We start from the raw sequence: 15,250 nt of genomic DNA, 5'->3' as shown, positions 1-15,250 counted from the left end.
TTGAGTTAATTGTTGATCCCTGACAATTAAAGGTAATGTTCCATCTGACAATCAAATTTCACCCAGCCCGTTTTTCTTTCTTCATAGATAGAAAAGCTTGGAGTGGGTAAGTCTTGCTCATTAAAAACTCCGACAGGAATAACAATATAATCAGTGGCCGCATGGAGTTTAAGTAACATAGTGGTGCTGCACCGTGGGCAGAATGAGTATGTCACCTCACTTCCTGAATCACTCAGGCGGGTGTATTCAACCATGTCACCACTAAATGAAACCTGTTCTTTATGAAAGCGAGCTTGCACACCGAACACGCTTCCGGTACGTTTTTGACATTCGAAACAGTGGCAAATTGCAGTACGTGTTGGTTCTCCTCGACAGACGAGGCTCACTTGACCGCAGCTACAGTCGGCTATTCGGATTTTATGTGATTGCTCCATTTTGTCTCCTTTCAATTGCCTGTTACCATGACGCTTCAATTATCTTGAAACTTAATGAATTATTCCTCGCCTCATGAAGAAACGTCTTTTACCTATACCTCTTATTCTTTTGATTCCTATCGTATTACTAATCATAGTCGCTGTGGCAGGAATTTATCGTTTTAGCTTGTCTGATGAAGAGATATTGGCCAAGTTTCCAAGCCAAGTCTCTAGCCAAGATGCCATTATGCAGTCTGTATTTGGTATTCGAACGCCAAACCCATGGACGGTAAAAATTCCAGACAGTAGTGCATTTACATTTATAGACGATGTGGTGCAAGGAAACCTATTAAAAGGAAGTTACGAAGATGGTGCCGAACGTGGCGTGGTAACGATTGATAGTCAGCAGATAGTGAGCTTGGACAGCAATACTCATATTTCTGTTTTAACGTTGAGCAATCAAGGCAGCGGTCTATTCTACTATTTAATGCTTTCGCAATATGACGAGTTTCGCAACCGATTGATTACCAAAGACTCTGTGCTACTCGGTGATCGTATTGATGTCCTGAGCTTAGAAGAGGGCGAGAAACAAAGTGTCGTGATTACTTTCCTTGAACATGAGAAGAGCCAAGCAATGGCAGAGACTCCTTCGAAGCAGGTGAAGCGCGCATTTATCGTGTCAGATAATGGGGAGTTAATCAGTCAATAACAGCCGTTGTTTGATTCGACATTGAGAATGTGCGACATATTGCTTATGATTTGTGCTATTAAGTAGTGAGATGGAATCATTTGTCGTTAAGGGAGTAAACATGATCAATAAACGTTTTTTTAAAACAAAAGACGAAGTGGAAGTGACATTCGAGGTGGCGGAAAGCGAAGTCGATCAATCGATAGCCATCGTAGCGGACTTTTTGGATTGGAAACCGACCGCGATGAAAAAGGTCGCAAAGTCGAAGTCTTATAAGTTTCGTATCCGGTTACCAAAAGACAGTCAGTTTGAGTTCCGTTATCTGGTTGATAATGAGAAGTGGATTAACGACGTCAATGCGGATCACTACCAACCAAATGGTTTCGGTGAAGACAACAGTTTGGTCTCTACTTATCAGTAGTTGATATGTAATCGAATGAAATTGTTAAATTTTGCGAATAAAAGGGCGTTTTACACGCCCTTTTTCTGTGAAAATTCACAATCCAAAGGTGACAATCAATAGACAAATTTGTACCCTTAAGCCCTCTGTTTATTTCTATCTATAGGTCACACTGTGCAATCTAGAAGTTTGAAGTCCCGCTTCCAAGCGCTATCTATGCCGAAAAGGATGATGGCGTTGACTGTTCCAGTTATTGCGGCGATTGCAGTTTCAACAACTTCGGACCATAGCGGCACCCAGCGAACTATCGAGTTATCACTTCCAGAATCGAAGATTGTGAACAACATCTTGATGGAACAAGACTTGATCGAAGATCGCCCAAATTATGAGTATGTCATCCAGGCCGGTGACAACCTAAGTAGCATTTTTGAACAGCTTGGTTTTGGTTACAGCGAGCTAATGAAGATCATGGAAACGGATCTTAACTTCCTCGCACTTGATACACTTAAGCCTGGCAACACGCTACGTTTTTGGCGCGATGAGGAAACTGGTGCACTAAACAAGATGGAACTTGAGTTTACCCTTGTTGAGAGAGCGGTATATAGCCGTTTAGATGATGGGAGCTATGAGTTTAAGGATATTAAAATTCCTGGTGTGTGGAAGTCCTTCCCACTGGTAGGCGAGATTAACGGCAGTTTCTCAACGTCCGTTAATGCACTAGGTCTAGGAAAAAGTGAGATCGAACAAGTGGTCGCCTTGTTGAAAGATAAAGTGAACTTTGCTCGCGATCTTCGTGCTGGTGATCGCTTTGAGGTCGTTCAATCGCGTCAGTTTGTTGATGACAAACTAACGGGTAACCGTGAAATCCAAGCGGTTAAGATTTTCAACCAAGGTCGAGAGTTTTCTGCTTATCTTCACTCGGATGGTCAATACTATGACCAAAATGGTGACAGTCTCCAGCGTGCGTTCCAGCGTAGACCCGTAAATGGGGGCTATCGCTTGAGCTCTAACTTTAACCCATACCGTAAGCATCCAGTGACTGGAAGAGTTTCTCCTCATAACGGAACGGACTGGGCAGTACCAACGGGTACACCAATTGTCTCAACCGGTGATGGAGTCGTGGTGATGACTCGTAAACACCCTTATGCCGGTAATTACGTCGTTGTTCAGCATGGCAGTCGCTACAAAACGCGTTACTTACACCTAAGTAAGATTCTGGTTCGCAAGGGGCAGAAAGTCTCTCGCGGTCAGAGAATTGGTTTATCTGGTGCGACAGGGCGTGTAACTGGACCTCATATACACTATGAATTGATTGACCGCGGTCGACCAGTGAACGCAATGAAAGCGAATATTCCAATGGCGAATTCAGTGCCTAAGAGTCAAATGGCAGCATTTGAAGCTCGTCGTCACGAGATGGATAGCATGTTGAGACAAAAAGAGTTAGAACTCGCTAAGTCTTCAAGTAGCAATACAGCAAGTTAACAAAAAGGCTTCCAATTGGAAGCCTTTTTACTTTTAACAATGAGGTCGTGTTATTGACTTACTTTGCCCAGCTTGAGCCAAGTGTCGATAACGGTATCAGGGTTCAATGATACTGAACTGATACCTTGATCCATTAGCCACTCAGCAAGATCATCATGATCGGATGGACCTTGGCCACAAATACCGACATATTTGCCCGCTTTTGTCGCGGCATCAATTGCCATCTTTAACATCGCTTTCACGGCAGGGTTACGCTCGTCAAACAAGTGAGCCACGTCGCCAGAGTCACGGTCTAGGCCAAGCGTTAGCTGAGTCATGTCGTTCGAACCGATTGAGAATCCGTCAAAGTACTTCAAGAACTCTTCGGCTAGCACTGCGTTGGAAGGCAGTTCGCACATCATGATAACTTTTAGGCCCTGATCGCCACGTCGTAGGTCAAACTTAGCCAGTAAGTCGATAACCGACGCTGCTTCGCTTGGCGTACGAACAAACGGGATCATAATCTCAACGTTCTTAAGGCCCATTTCATTACGAACGCGTTTAATTGCTTGAGTTTCTAATTCAAAACAGTCTTCAAACACCGGAGAAATGTAACGAGAAGCACCACGGAAACCAAGCATTGGGTTTTCTTCGTGCGGCTCAAAGCCTTTACCGCCGACAAGGTTACTGTACTCGTTCGACTTAAAGTCCGACATACGTACAATCACGCGTTTTGGCCAGAAAGCAGACGCGATAGTTGCAATACCTTCTGTCAATTTACTTACATAGAAATCAATTGGATCTTTGTAGCCACGGATGCGCTGATTGATCTCCGCTTTTAGCTCAGCGCTTTGCTCATCGAAGTTAAGCAAGGCTTTAGGGTGGATACCGATCATCTTGTTGATGATGAACTCTAGTCGAGCTAGGCCAACCCCTTCGTTAGGGATTTGAGCAAAGTCGAATGCACGATCTGGGTTACCCACGTTCATCATTACCTTGGTCGGCAGCATTGGTAATTCGTCAACCGCAGAACGTTTGATTTCGAACTCTAGCTCACCTTGGTAAACATAACCTGTTTCGCCTTCCGCACAAGAGACTGTTACCGTTGAACCATCAGTCAGACCACTGGTTGCGTTACCACAGCCAACAATCGCCGGAATACCTAGTTCACGAGCAATGATAGCTGCGTGACAGGTACGGCCGCCGCGGTTTGTAACAATCGCAGAGGCTTTCTTCATTACTGGTTCCCAATCAGGGTCGGTCATGTCTGTAACTAGAACGTCACCTTCCTGAACCAGAGACATTTGGTCAAGAGAGTCAACCAAACGAACTGGGCCAGAGCCAATACGCTGACCGATCGCTCGACCTTCGATAAGTACATCAGCCTTATTATTGAGCTCATAACGCTCAATCACGTTTTGCTCGCTCTGAGAACAAACCGTTTCTGGACGCGCCTGAACGATGTAGAGCTTGCCGTCGATACCATCTTTTGCCCACTCAATGTCCATAGGACGCTGGTAGTGTTTCTCGATGATCATTGCTTGTTTCGCTAGCTCTTTGATTTCTTCATCGTTGAGAGAAAATTCGTTTTGCTCTTGTGAAGATGTATCGATGATATCAACTTGCTTACCAATCTCTTGGTTGGTTGAGTAGATCATCTTAATAAGCTTAGAGCCGAAGGTTTTCTTTACGATAGGGTAGTGACCCGCTTCAAGCATTGGCTTGTGGACATAGAATTCATCAGGGTTAACGGCGCCTTGTACCACCATCTCACCTAAGCCCCAAGATGAGGTAATGAAGACCACTTGATCAAAGCCAGACTCAGTATCGAGAGTGAACATAACACCAGATGACGCTTTGTCTGAGCGAACCATGCGCTGGATGCCCGCTGACAGGGAAATACCGCGGTGGTCGAAACCTTGGTGAACACGATACGAAATAGCGCGATCGTTAAATAGTGATGCGTAAACGTGTTTGGTTGCTTCTAAGACAGCTTCAATCCCTTTCACATTAAGGAAGGTTTCTTGCTGACCTGCGAATGAAGCATCTGGTAGATCTTCAGCAGTGGCTGATGAACGAACCGCTACTGACAGTTCATCATTGCCACCAATCAGTTCTTGGTAGTTGTTGCGAATATCCTGCTCAAGGTCAGCAGGGAATGGGGCTTCTAAAACCCATTGACGGATTGTTGCGCCTGTCTTACGCAGAGCTTCAACATCGTCAACATCTAGTTCATCAAGGAGTTGATGAATACGATCATCAAGGCCTTCAAAATCTAGAAATTGGTTGAACGCATGGGAGGTTGTCGCGAAACCATTAGGTACCGATACGCCAGCATTGGACAGGTTAGAAACCATTTCGCCCAAAGAAGCGTTTTTACCGCCGACTTTGTCGACATCTTCCATGGATAAACCATCGAACCAGAGGGTGTTCTTTTGCATGTCTTTCTCCAGAACATTGCAGCTTTGTAGGGATAAGGCAAACGATTACGTAAAAACTCAAAAAAATTCACAATGAATTTTTAAAGCTGTGGGGGCCGTAACAGCAAGCCGGGTTTTATTATCGATATTATGGCTACTATCCTACTCAAAAGAATTTTAAAGTTTAAAATAAAATGCAAATTGATATTCAAAGTCGTGATGTATTCTATGTTTCTGATGGAACGGCGATAACATGTGAGACATTAGGGCATGTTGTTCTGGGTCAATTCCCCTTCAAAGCTTATGAAAAAACCTTTCCGTTTGTTGAAAGTGAAGACAAATTAACTGACTTACTGAAAGAAATTGAAACTTCATACCAGAAGAATGGAGTTAAACCTCTGGTTTTCTTTTCCATCGTGATCCCGGAGTTCCGTCAACGCTTGCTCGACTCCAACTCGTACGGCTATGACGTATTAGAGAGCATTGTGCAGAAAGTCCAAGATGATATTCAGATGCAACCTAAACCAAAGCTGCAACGCTCACGAAGTGTCGGTCGTGATTCAGACAAATATTTTGACCGTATTGCTGCCATCGAGTACACGCTAGCGCACGATGATGGGATTACGCTGAAAGGATTGGAAGAGGCCGATATCATTTTGCTCGGTGTATCACGCAGTGGAAAAACGCCAACCAGCCTGTATATGGCGATGCAGTTTGGCTTACGTGTGGTGAACTATCCTTTCATTGATGACGATCTTGCGCGCATGAAACTATTGCCAGAGTTTGAGATTCACCGCCATAAACTGTTCGGCTTAACCATTAACCCAGAGCGATTGACCGAAATTCGAGAAAACCGTCTGGCAGGAAGTGATTACGCCAGCAATGAGCAGTGTCTGCATGAGCTACAAACAGTTGAAGCGCTGTTTCGCCGAGAAGCGATCCCATACATCAATACCTCTTCACTGTCGGTAGAGGAAATATCAACACGCGTCCTTGAGCGCACAGGACTTCGTCGCCGACTTTTATAGAGCCTTCTCTCAGCAGCGATTTATTGTCTCTTTTGAATCGCTGCATGAGGTGCGCAGAATCCCAAAGTTTGGGCTGAATCTTCAAGGGCAGAGTTGTTGTCTGCATTTGATGTATAGAAACGAGAACAGCGATTATAGTCAATCGGAGTGAGAGTTGTTTTGCACAGAACGTAAGTACGAGTCCAACATCGATTTTAGCTTATTTCGTCCAGGAAATTCTCTTGATATCAGCATGTAGAATTTGTGTGATGGCATATCAGGTATCGCTTGCGCTACTAGATCTCCAGAAATATAGTCAATGCCCCAAACCGTTTTAATACCGTCAATGATTTCAATCCAATTAAGGTAAACCTCACACTTTCCTTGCTCTAGTTTGGTCAACACATCCTTTACAGAATTGCCAGCACGGATAATTTCACCAAGCCCAAAATCGGCGTAATTGTAGCCATGATTACCACACACTATATAGTCCGATAGTTCCTTTATGTTGGTAATGTCTAGCCCTTGAGGAAAGCGATGAGTTGAATAAATGTAATAAGGGGTAATGCTGTAGTACCACTCGGTATAGATATAGTCGTTATCTCTGTTACGGTTGTATGAGGCGCTGACTGCTAAATCAAACTCTCCATTTTTAGTGCCTTTCAAACAGCGTGACCATGAGGTCATCGTGATTTCATAGCTGACACCTTGCTTCATCAAGGCTTCGTTGAGGACGTCAATATCAAACCCGTATGCTTCCTCATCTTTAACATAAGTGTAAGGTGGCCAATCAATGGCGTCCCCACACACGCGGACATGAGTGAAATTCGTGTTGTTAGCGTGGACTGTGAAGCTCACGAGTGTGATAACGCAGACCACGGTGATGTCAGTAAACCGAAGCATTAGAAAGTGTTCCTCAAGCGCGATAACTTGAGTATAGATAAGGTTTGCTAACCTATCGAACTGCATTATGCTGCTGGGTATACCATCGGGAAATCGAGTGTCGGGTGTTGGGTGATCAGTGAGTCATAGCCATAAACTTGTTCGATCATTGTTGGGGTCAGTGCATTCCATGGTGTGTCGTCACAAACCAGTTTTCCTTGATGTAAAACGACTAATCGGTCGGAATACTGAGAGGCTAAGTTAAGGTCATGCAAGACAACTACGACAGCGGTATTAAACTCGTCGGCCAAATAGCGGGCGATTTTCAGCGTGTTGTGCTGGTGGGCGAGGTCAAGGGCCGAAGTTGGCTCATCGAGCATCAATATCTTTTGCTCGCCCGCTTGATCGAGTTGGACCAACACTCGCGCTAGGTGAAGGCGCTGTTTTTCTCCACCCGATAGTGACGGATAGAGGCGGTCGCTTAAGTGAGTGACTTCAGTCATCGCCATGTATTTATCAGCTAACGCTTGAGCTTGCTTGTTCGGCGCGTTTAAAGGAATAGCGCCTAACTCGACTACTTCTTTCGCTAAAAAAGGGAAGCTGAGCGTGCTATGTTGAGGGAGCATTCCTAAGTGTTTAGCGAGCTCTGCTGGCTTCCAGTCTTTTCGCTTCTGACCAAAGTAACTGATATCACTGTCAGACGGGATTTCGCCGCATAACAGCTTAAGCAATGTACTCTTACCTGCGCCGTTTGGGCCCAGTAGCGTAGTGACTTCACCCGCGCGAATGTCGATAGTGATGTCATCCAGAATTTTGCGCTGCCCAAACTGAATGGAAATATGTTTACCTGAAAGAACGACTTTACTCATCAGATGATTTTCCCTTTTTGCTTGAACAGTAAGTAGATGAAAAATGGTGCGCCAATCAACGCGGTCACAATGCCCACTGGCAGTTCTGCTGGTGCCACCGCTATTCGCGAAAACATATCAGCAAAGGTGAGCAGCAGTGCCCCCATCAGGGCTGAAATTGGTAGTAGAGTGCGATGGTCTGGACCTGATAGCATTCGGCCCAAGTGGGGAATGACTAAGCCAATAAAGCCGATCATCCCTGAAACACTCACTGTTACGCCAACGCCGACCGCGGTCAACAAAATAAGCTGACGTTTCAATCGCTGGACAGGAATCCCAAGGTGACTTGCTTCCGCTTCACCGAGAAGCAGGGCATTAAGCGCCATGGATTTCTTGATGAAAACAACCATCAGGCCAACTAAAGTGACCGCACATAGCGCAATGCTACTCCAATTCGCCCCAGCTAATGATCCCATTGACCAAAGCGATAAGTCGCGCAGCATTTGATCATCCGCGATGAAGTTCATAAAGCCGATCCCCGCACCTGATAAAGCGCTGATGGCCACACCAGCCAATAACATGATGGTGACCGATGTACCCATCTTACCGGTACCTAACTTGTAGACGAGTACTGTTGTTAATGCGCCGCCTAGAAAGGCAAACACAGGCACTGCGGCAAAGTTCATAAATTGCGGGTATTGATTGCTAAGATCGGCAAATAAGACGATAGCGAGCGCCGCACCCAACGATGCACCCGCAGACACGCCGATGATCCCAGGCTCGGCGAGGGGGTTTCTAAATAACCCCTGCATGACGGTACCGCACACCGCTAAAATGGCGCCAACTAGCATGCAGAGGATAGTGCGAGGAAAACGGATTTCGTGAATCACTAAGTTGATGTGAGGGGCTAAGTGATCCGATTGCAGCACTAAGCTTTGGACACTGTCCCAAAAGCCAATGTTCATAGGGCCAACGGTGATAGAGCCAATGGTGGTGGTGATTAGCGCTGCGGTAAACAGCGAGATAATCAACGGTAGCGGAAGGCGACGTAATAACATAAATCTATCTCGTTATTTAAGTAGTTCACTTAAACGTTCAGCTTCCGATAGGCTCTTTAAGCCCAATCCGCCAACTAAGGCATGACCGTTAATCTGGATAAACTGCTTGTTCTTTCCTGCAGGTGTTGCTGCAAGCAACGGCAGTTTTTTGAGGATTTCATCTGCCCCGCCGAGAGTCTTATAGCTGCGACCACTGACTAAAATCACGTCAGGCTGCATTTCAACGATCGCTTCATTCGACAGGGGTTTATAAGAGCTCAGTTTGTCAGCAGCGGGGTTGATGCCTCCTGCAAGCTCGATGATTGCGTTTGGCGTGGTATCGCTACCCGCGACGTTCGTTGGCCGTCCTTCATGGATAAGCAAGAACAGCACCTTTTTGGCGGAGTCCTGTTGTACCTTGTTATTTTCTAAGTTGGCAATTTGGTCCGTTACTTGCGCTTTTAACGCGCTGGCTTTGTCTTGAGAGCCTGTCAGTTCGGCAATTTCATCAATGCGTTGCAGCAGCCCTTGAGGGGTAGACTTGGTGTTGACGATATTGACTTCAACGCCTGCTGAACGTAGTTGGTCGAGCGTTGTTTGTGGCCCCATCTCGTCAGAGCCGATAAGACGATTCGCGCCTAATGCCAATAGGCCTTCTGCAGAGAGACGGCGGTGGTAGCCCACTTTAGGCAGTGGCCTATCTGCTGGCAGCTCACTCGTTACGTCAACGGCAACCAGCTTGTCTTGCTGCTCTAGCGCAAAGATCAACTCTGTCACTGCGCTGCCTGCACTAATGATGCGCTCGTTGGCGTAAGATGATGTCGCCAGAAGTGATAAAGAGAGGGCGGTAAATATGGTGAGAAATGTTTTCTTAATCATGTTGAACTCTTTTATTTTGATTCTTCCGTGAGAAGCTGTGTCGCTTGAATGCCGTTTTTTTGTAAGAAGGCGAGTATCTTAACTAGGTGTTGAACGTCAGCGGTCTTATCTGCGCCAATCACAATGGGTCTTTTGTTAGAGCGATGCGCTTCTAATAGGGCGAGCGTAAAGTTTTCCCAATCGATGTACTCTTTGCCATCAATCGCCCAGTAAGGCTCGGAGTCGAGAATATTAATGGTTAGAGATTGAGTATCGACGGCCGAAACGGCACTTGAATCTGCCGCGGGCAAGTCGACTTCGAGAGAATCTAACTTCACAGCAGCGGTTAACATCAAAAACACCATCACAATAAAAATGATGTCGAGTAGGGGGGTAAGATCCGGTGTTAAGCCAAAACGGTTCTCTTCACTCTTCACCTTAATCATGGCGTCGCCTCAACAGGTGGACGTTTGTTGATTTGGTTATCTGGTGATACGTGCTGGAGGCTGATGCCTTCAAGCCATAAGTTAACGTAGTTTAATGTGTGTTCTAGCTTAGCCATCACCTTGTCAGCCCAAAGGCCAAGTAACTGCGCGCCTGCGATTGCGGGAAGGGCAATTAATAAACCTGCAGCCGTTGTTCGCATCGCAAGGCCCAGACCGTCAGCAAGATCATTTGGCGTAATGTTTCCGCTCGAAGCGGCGACGCCTTTAAACATTTCAATAAGCCCAAGTACCGTACCTAGGAGTCCAATCAAAGGGCTAATCACACCAATTAGAGTCAATAGGCGTAGCCCAGAGTTAAGTTGATGGCGCTTTTCTTGTAGCCACATACCTGCGGCATCTTCTCTAAGCGTTTTCGGAAAAGAGTGATGAGCAAGCACCATAGCGACGCCCTTGTAGAGCAGCGGTCGACGTGGAGAAAGTTGCTCGGCCAACGCTTCGATATCTTGGCCGTTGGTTGGGCTGATATTGTTAAGCTCCTGGCGTATCGCTCGCTTACCAACCCCAAGGCTAATGACAACTTGGAACAGGCGTTCTGCAATAATCATAAGGGTCAGGGCAGAACAGATGATGAGTGGCCAAGCCATTAAGCCAAGCTGTTGTTGTATTTGCTGTAATTGTTCCATTATCGATCCAACTTAAAACGAACAGGGATTTGTACACGGTGGGCCATCTTTTGACCGCCAACCGTATGAGGGGAGAATTTCCATTGTTTGATCGCGTCTAGCGCGGACTTATCGAGCATGGTTGCCCCCGATGAAGAGACCAGAACTTGTTTCACTTGATCGCCGTTTTCATCTAGCCAAACCTCGTAAAGTGCTACCCCTTCAACGCCACGCTTTCTTGCAAGGCGAGGGTATTTGGGCGCACTTGGCCGGGTCAAAAATGAAGGTCTCTCAACCATCACGGGCTGAGCGGTCGCGCCGCGGTTTACTTGTTGTGGTTTAGCCTGCGGCTCAGTCTCAATAGGCGTTGGTTGTTTCTTGACGACTTTCTCAACAGGTTTGCGCTCCGCTTTGGTAACCGGCGTTTTTTTCACGGCTGGTTTAGCCGTCTTAGGCTTAGCTTCGGCCGCTTTGTTCTTTACCACCGGTTTTTTCTTGGTTGGGGTGGGCTTTTTCACTATCTGCTTTGGCTTAGGGGGCGTTACCTTATTTTCAGGCTGAGGTGTTGGCTCTGCTTGAGTTACCGGCTCTGCTGGAGCAGTTGGCGCAGGCGGCGTAGCGACGGCCTTAAAGTTGATGGAAACCGATGTGGACTGCGATCCTGCTGGCATAGCAAAGGCTTTAGGCTCTTGCGCGACAAAAACAAGCGCAGCATGAACGGCTAGTGACAGGCTACCGGCTATGGTGTATCGCTTGATGTTCACATTGTCCTCTTTCAACGATTTCCAACTCCAAAACGGGGAAGATTATTACGCACAATACAAATAAGATCAATTATCAATTGCATTATCATTATCGCCATCTTATGATCGAGTCCTGTTTTTGAGATTGGCGCGTGAAGCCAGTGCAGATAAGCGTTGAAAGGTTTATGAAATGCTAGATATTTATAAATTTGATGAATCAATATTGGGGGCAAATACGCCTGATCCATTGCGATTTGCTTTTGTTAAAAAAGCCTCACCTCATGCTGGGGGAATGGCGACGCCTATCAAGCCTGAGCAGACGGTTTCTTTACTTAATGATCTTTATAGCAGTGAAGTGTCCAAAAACAATAAACGCTGCTTATATATTCATATTCCCTTTTGCCGAGTCCGTTGTACCTTTTGTAATTTCTTCCAAAATGCGGCAAGCCGAAAGCTGGTTGACGACTACTTCGCAGCGTTAATGGCAGAGATTAAGCTCAAAGCTTCCATGCCTTGGACTCAATCTGGTACCTTTCACGCGGTATACATTGGGGGTGGGACGCCAACAGACCTGTCTCCTCTTCAAGTTGAACTGCTTGGCAAAGCCATTCGGAAACATTTCCCACTTGCGACCGATTGTGAGATCACCTTAGAAGGTCGCATTAACCGATTTAGCGATGAGATGTTCGAGCGTGCGTTAGCGGGTGGTTTTAACCGATTTTCCTTCGGTATTCAGAGCTTCAACACCCAGGTTCGACGCAGTGCTAAACGTTTAGATGATCGCGAGGTGGTATTAGAGCGAGTCAGTCGTCTAAGCCAAACTGATCAGGCGCCAATTATTCTCGATCTCCTTTATGGCTTGCCGTATCAAAGCCTTGAGGTGTTTGAACAGGATCTGAAAGATTACTTAGCCACTGGGGCACATGGTCTCGACCTTTATCAACTTGTGGTCGGGGGCAACGCGCCTATGCTTAATCTCGTTGAAAAGGGAAGAATTCCTCCACCGGCAACGTCTGCAGAAAAAGCATCAATGTACGAACTAGGCTCAGAGTTTATGGCTCAGCACCATATGCGCCAGCTCAGCGTGAATCACTGGGCAAGAGATAACCGCGAGCGTAGTCAATATAACTCGTTGGCAAAGACATACGCCGAAGTGCTCCCCATCGGCTGCGGTGCAGGCGGCAATATGGGTGGCTACGGAATGATGAATCACCGAACCTTAGATAACTACATGAGTGCGGTTAAGTCAGGCGACCCAGTTGTGGCGATGATGACAAAACAACATGCTCTTGAGCCTATCTTTGCCGCCCTAAAGTCTGGTTTTGATAGCGGCGTACTGGCGCGCTATTTCTTACCAAGCTTTCATGGCGTGTCTACCTTTGACTTCTTCGGCCCGCTATTTAAAGAGTGGCAACGCAAAGGGCTCGTAGAGGTTGAACAAAACTATGTATCGTTAACGTTAGCTGGCCGTTTTTGGGCCGTCAGTTTAGCGCAAGCCTGTATTCAAGTATTACAGTTAAAGCATCAAGAACAAAACGCCCCAATGTCTGTGGCGGTCTAAATGGAATGAACGATGGAAGCACTAAAACAACAAGTCGCTCAGTTGATTGAGCAAGAGCCAACACTATTACCCGCAGCGATAGCGGAAAAATTGAATGTATCAGAGTTTGAAGCTGTGGCGGCGTTACCGGAAGAGATGGTTGCGCTCGTTGGCGGAGAGCAAGCGCAGTCGATATTAGAAAGTCTGGTTGGGTTTGGCCCCGTTACGACGATTGTTCATTCTTTCGGCTCGATCTTTGAAGTTAAAGCGCCATTCCCCAAGGGCAAAGTCGCCCGAGGTTATTACAACTTAATGGGCCGTGAAGGCGAACTACATGGACACCTAAAGCTGGATAACATTAAGAATATTGCTCTGGTCAGTAAGCCATTTATGGGCCGAGAGAGTCATTACTTCGGCTTCTTCTGCGAAGCAGGTAACAACGTGTTTAAAGTTTACCTAGGCCGAAATGAGAAGCGCGAACTTATCGAAGAGCAAGTCGCAACTTTCAAACAATGGCAGCAAGAATTTAGCAACTAATCGATATAAAATTACAAAAGAAGTCAGGAGTATTCAAAATGGATCAACAAGTAAAACAAGAGCGACTGCAAGGACGTCTTGGCCCTGAAATTAAAGAGTTTCGTCAAGAGCGTCGTACCCTTCAATTAGCGACAGTCGATGAGAATGGCCGACCAAATGTCAGCTATGCGCCTTATGTACAAAACCAAGATGGCTATTTTGTGCTTATTTCAGAGATTGCGCGTCATGCTCGCAACCTACAAGCGAACCCTAACGTTTCTATTATGATGATTGAAGATGAGGACACTTCGAAGCAGTTGTTTGCTCGTAAGCGTCTAACCTTTGATGCGGTTGCAAGTGTTGTTGGCCGCGAGTCTGAACAATGGCAGCAAGTTGTTGACCAATTGAAAGATCGTTTCGGTGAAATCATTGATGGTCTTAGCCAATTGCAGGATTTCGTCTTGTTCAACCTTAAGCCAGAGCAAGGCCTATTCGTTAAAGGTTTTGGTCAAGCGTACCAAGTGTCAGGTGATGACTTAGTCGATTTTGTCCACCTAGAAGAAGGCCACAAAAAAGTTTCTAACGCCTAATCAGAAACTTATTTAGTTGATCGCTGTTTCTAGGTAATCTAATCCATACTAAAGGAGCCATAGGGCTCCTTTATTTTTACAATGACTTTAAGGGTGGGGATTGGAATGCGACCAGTTAGTAAAGATCACGGAGAAATCTGTTACCCGTTTATCTATGAAGATAGCCCTGTGTGTGATTTTGAAATTGCAGCAGATGAACTATGTAGCCGCATTGGTCTAGTGCTGACAATGGAGCTAGATGCGTTAAGCCATGACATTTTAAGTCGTGTACAGCCGAATGTGTATCATCTCAATGGCTCTGTTCGTGGCAAACTAGCGATTGACGAAGGGCAATTGAAGGAACTTTATGATGATTACAATCTGCTAAGAGATAAGCTTGATGGCGGCTTTCGAGGTTTTGTCTTACCTGGTGGTCACCCTATTTCTGCAGAGTTACATTTATGTCGCACTCAAGCGAAGAAAATTGTCCGCGCTCTTGTTGCCGTTGAACATTCAGGAAAGAAATCGCCAGCGCCAATTCTCTTCCGCTACGCAAACCTACTCGCGAATGTCATGTATGCGCTTGCCTCATATACCAATAACATTCATCAAGTCGAAGAAGTGGAATTTGTCAGCCGTAGCTATTGAATTTGATTGATACAAAAACGCTCCCTCAATGTTGGGTAATGCCATTCGGATAAGCGCTAACGCTTATACCTAAACGGATATTTGGTCGGAACAAAGAGGACTGAACGTGGAA

At 46.0% G+C, this 15,250-nt stretch carries 17 protein-coding genes; 8 read left to right on the top strand and 9 right to left on the bottom strand.

Going from position 1 to position 15,250, the window contains the following annotated elements; all coding sequences use genetic code 11:
- Positions 1 to 26: 26 nt before the first annotated feature.
- Positions 27 to 434: a GFA family protein gene (locus ACHUFZ_RS06235; RefSeq protein WP_134834111.1), complete on the bottom strand. Its 408-nt coding sequence runs from the start codon at positions 432 to 434 to the stop codon at positions 27 to 29.
- Positions 435 to 507: 73 nt separating this feature from the next.
- On the opposite strand from ACHUFZ_RS06235, the gene ACHUFZ_RS06230 reads away from it, so the two are divergent.
- The 3 genes from ACHUFZ_RS06230 (at position 508) to ACHUFZ_RS06220 (ending at position 2,983) form a co-directional block, all read left to right on the top strand.
- Positions 508 to 1,122 (top strand): hypothetical protein, encoded by a 615-nt coding sequence (locus tag ACHUFZ_RS06230; RefSeq protein ID WP_394126387.1) that lies wholly within the window; start codon positions 508 to 510, stop codon positions 1,120 to 1,122.
- Positions 1,123 to 1,222: 100 nt separating this feature from the next.
- On the top strand, positions 1,223 to 1,522 hold the full coding sequence (locus tag ACHUFZ_RS06225) for an isoamylase early set domain-containing protein (RefSeq protein WP_394126386.1): 300 nt from the start codon (positions 1,223 to 1,225) through the stop codon (positions 1,520 to 1,522).
- A gap of 207 nt (positions 1,523 to 1,729) precedes the next feature.
- Entirely contained in the window at positions 1,730 to 2,983 is a 1,254-nt protein-coding gene (locus ACHUFZ_RS06220; protein ID WP_394126912.1) for a peptidoglycan DD-metalloendopeptidase family protein, read from the top strand.
- A gap of 50 nt (positions 2,984 to 3,033) precedes the next feature.
- On the opposite strand, the gene ppsA is transcribed toward ACHUFZ_RS06220, so the two are convergent.
- Positions 3,034 to 5,403, bottom strand: coding sequence for a phosphoenolpyruvate synthase (gene ppsA / locus ACHUFZ_RS06215; RefSeq protein ID WP_394126385.1), 2,370 nt, complete (start codon positions 5,401 to 5,403; stop codon positions 3,034 to 3,036).
- Between the two features lie 173 nt (positions 5,404 to 5,576).
- On the opposite strand from ppsA, the gene ppsR reads away from it, so the two are divergent.
- Entirely contained in the window at positions 5,577 to 6,410 is an 834-nt protein-coding gene (gene ppsR / locus ACHUFZ_RS06210; RefSeq protein ID WP_394126384.1) for a posphoenolpyruvate synthetase regulatory kinase/phosphorylase PpsR, read from the top strand.
- A gap of 138 nt (positions 6,411 to 6,548) precedes the next feature.
- On the opposite strand, the gene ACHUFZ_RS06205 is transcribed toward ppsR, so the two are convergent.
- The 7 genes from ACHUFZ_RS06205 to ACHUFZ_RS06175 all read right to left on the bottom strand — a co-directional run bounded on the left by ACHUFZ_RS06205 (position 6,549) and on the right by ACHUFZ_RS06175 (position 11,886).
- The gene (locus tag ACHUFZ_RS06205; RefSeq protein ID WP_394126383.1) at positions 6,549 to 7,292 is read right to left on the bottom strand and encodes a substrate-binding periplasmic protein; all 744 of its coding nucleotides are present in this window, start codon (positions 7,290 to 7,292) and stop codon (positions 6,549 to 6,551) included.
- Between the two features lie 65 nt (positions 7,293 to 7,357).
- Positions 7,358 to 8,140, bottom strand: a complete 783-nt coding sequence (locus ACHUFZ_RS06200; protein WP_394126382.1) for a heme ABC transporter ATP-binding protein — start codon at positions 8,138 to 8,140, stop codon at positions 7,358 to 7,360.
- Positions 8,140 to 9,177 carry a FecCD family ABC transporter permease gene (locus ACHUFZ_RS06195; RefSeq protein ID WP_394126381.1) on the bottom strand — a complete coding sequence of 346 codons (1,038 nt, stop codon included), beginning with the start codon at positions 9,175 to 9,177 and terminating at the stop codon, positions 8,140 to 8,142. The genes ACHUFZ_RS06200 and ACHUFZ_RS06195 overlap by 1 nt, the downstream gene beginning before the upstream one ends.
- Before the next feature lie 12 nt (positions 9,178 to 9,189).
- Positions 9,190 to 10,035, bottom strand: coding sequence for a heme/hemin ABC transporter substrate-binding protein (locus ACHUFZ_RS06190; protein ID WP_394126380.1), 846 nt, complete (start codon positions 10,033 to 10,035; stop codon positions 9,190 to 9,192).
- A gap of 11 nt (positions 10,036 to 10,046) precedes the next feature.
- Positions 10,047 to 10,460: an ExbD/TolR family protein gene (locus tag ACHUFZ_RS06185; protein WP_394126379.1), complete on the bottom strand. Its 414-nt coding sequence runs from the start codon at positions 10,458 to 10,460 to the stop codon at positions 10,047 to 10,049.
- On the bottom strand, positions 10,457 to 11,143 hold the full coding sequence (locus tag ACHUFZ_RS06180) for a MotA/TolQ/ExbB proton channel family protein (RefSeq protein ID WP_394126378.1): 687 nt from the start codon (positions 11,141 to 11,143) through the stop codon (positions 10,457 to 10,459). The genes ACHUFZ_RS06185 and ACHUFZ_RS06180 overlap by 4 nt, the downstream gene beginning before the upstream one ends.
- Positions 11,143 to 11,886: an energy transducer TonB gene (locus ACHUFZ_RS06175; protein ID WP_394126377.1), complete on the bottom strand. Its 744-nt coding sequence runs from the start codon at positions 11,884 to 11,886 to the stop codon at positions 11,143 to 11,145. Before ACHUFZ_RS06175 ends, ACHUFZ_RS06180 begins: the two co-directional genes overlap by 1 nt.
- A gap of 169 nt (positions 11,887 to 12,055) precedes the next feature.
- Between ACHUFZ_RS06175 and hutW the strand changes: the two genes are divergently transcribed.
- The 4 genes from hutW to ACHUFZ_RS06155 all read left to right on the top strand — a co-directional run bounded on the left by hutW (position 12,056) and on the right by ACHUFZ_RS06155 (position 15,138).
- The gene (gene hutW / locus ACHUFZ_RS06170; protein ID WP_394126376.1) at positions 12,056 to 13,426 is read left to right on the top strand and encodes a heme anaerobic degradation radical SAM methyltransferase ChuW/HutW; all 1,371 of its coding nucleotides are present in this window, start codon (positions 12,056 to 12,058) and stop codon (positions 13,424 to 13,426) included.
- Between the two features lie 12 nt (positions 13,427 to 13,438).
- Positions 13,439 to 13,942, top strand: coding sequence for a heme utilization cystosolic carrier protein HutX (gene hutX, locus ACHUFZ_RS06165; protein ID WP_394126375.1), 504 nt, complete (start codon positions 13,439 to 13,441; stop codon positions 13,940 to 13,942).
- 38 nt (positions 13,943 to 13,980) lie between these two features.
- A complete protein-coding gene (hutZ, locus tag ACHUFZ_RS06160; RefSeq protein WP_394126374.1) occupies positions 13,981 to 14,511 on the top strand; it encodes a heme utilization protein HutZ in 531 nt (176 codons plus the stop codon).
- A gap of 105 nt (positions 14,512 to 14,616) precedes the next feature.
- On the top strand, positions 14,617 to 15,138 hold the full coding sequence (locus tag ACHUFZ_RS06155; RefSeq protein ID WP_394126373.1) for an ATP:cob(I)alamin adenosyltransferase: 522 nt from the start codon (positions 14,617 to 14,619) through the stop codon (positions 15,136 to 15,138).
- The last annotated feature ends 112 nt before the right edge of the window (positions 15,139 to 15,250 follow it).

The organism is Vibrio hepatarius (genome assembly GCF_043642085.1).
GTDB classification, from domain to species: domain Bacteria; phylum Pseudomonadota; class Gammaproteobacteria; order Enterobacterales; family Vibrionaceae; genus Vibrio; species Vibrio hepatarius_C.
The sequence above is the reverse complement of the archived record's forward strand: the minus strand, read 5'-3'. Positions and strand labels throughout refer to the sequence as shown.